Here is a 1100-nt window from a genome sequence, read left to right as displayed (position 1 = left end):
CCGGTGACCCGCACCGTGACGGGACGCACGGACCATGTCGTCGTGGTGGGGGCCGGGCTGGCCGGACTGTCGGCGGCGCTGCACCTGCTGGGCGCGGGCCGGCGGGTCACCGTCGTCGAGCGGGAGGCGCTGCCCGGCGGACGGGCCGGGCGGACGGTGCTCGACGGGTACCGGATCGACACCGGTCCCACCGTGCTGACCATGCCCGATCTGGCCGACGAGCCGTTCGCCGCGGTCGGCGACAGTCTGCGCAAGCGCGTGGAGCTGGTCCCGCTGCACCCGGCGTACCGAGCCCGCTTCGCCGACGGCAGCAGCCTCGACGTGCACACCGGGGCCGAGGCGATGGCCGCGGAGGTCGAGCGGTTCGCCGGTGCCCGTGAGGCCGCGGGCTATCTGCGGCTGCGCGACTGGCTGGAGCGGCTGCACCGTGTCCAGACGCACCGATTCATCGACACCAACTTCGACTCGCCGCTCGGCCTGCTGGGCGCCGACCTCGTACGGCTGGCGGCACTGGGCGGTTTCGGTCGGCTGGACGCGCGGATCGGGCGGTTCCTGCGGGACGAGCGGCTGCGCCGGGTCTTCTCCTTCCAGGCCCTGTACGCGGGCGTCCCGCCGGCCCGGGCGCTGGCCGCGTACGCGGTCATCGCCTACATGGACACCGTCGCCGGCGTGTACTTCCCGCGCGGCGGGATGCACGCGCTGCCGCGCGCCATGGCGGACGCCGCCGCCGACGCGGGCGCCGACCTGCGGTTCGGCCACCGGGTGACCCGGCTGGAACGCTCCGGCGGGCGGATCACCGCCGTCGTCACCGACCAGGGCCGCGTCCCCTGCGACGCGGTCGTCCTCACCCCCGACCTGCCCGTCGCCTACGGGCTCCTCGGCCGCGCGCCACGGCGCCCCGTACGGCTGCGGCACTCCCCCTCCGCGGTCGTGCTGCACCTCGGCACCGACCGGACCTGGCCACAGCTGGCGCACCACACCCTCTCCTTCGGCGCCGCCTGGCGCACCACCTTCGACGAGCTCACCCGCACCGGCCGGGTGATGAGCGACCCGTCGCTGCTCATCACCCGGCCCACCGCGACCGATCCGTCCCTCGCCCC

At 75.7% G+C, this 1100-nt stretch carries 1 protein-coding gene; it reads left to right on the top strand.

Features of this window, described 5'->3' with window-relative positions; genetic code table 11:
- Nucleotides 1–3: 3 nt before the first annotated feature.
- On the top strand, nt 4–1100 hold a 1097-nt coding region (gene crtI, locus B7767_RS35455; protein ID WP_085575647.1), incomplete at its 3' end, for a phytoene desaturase family protein.

The sequence above is a fragment of the Streptomyces sp. 13-12-16 genome, from assembly GCF_002114215.1.
Classification (GTDB): Bacteria; Actinomycetota; Actinomycetes; order Streptomycetales; family Streptomycetaceae; genus Streptomyces.
The sequence above is the reverse complement of the archived record's forward strand: the minus strand, read 5'-3'. Positions and strand labels throughout refer to the sequence as shown.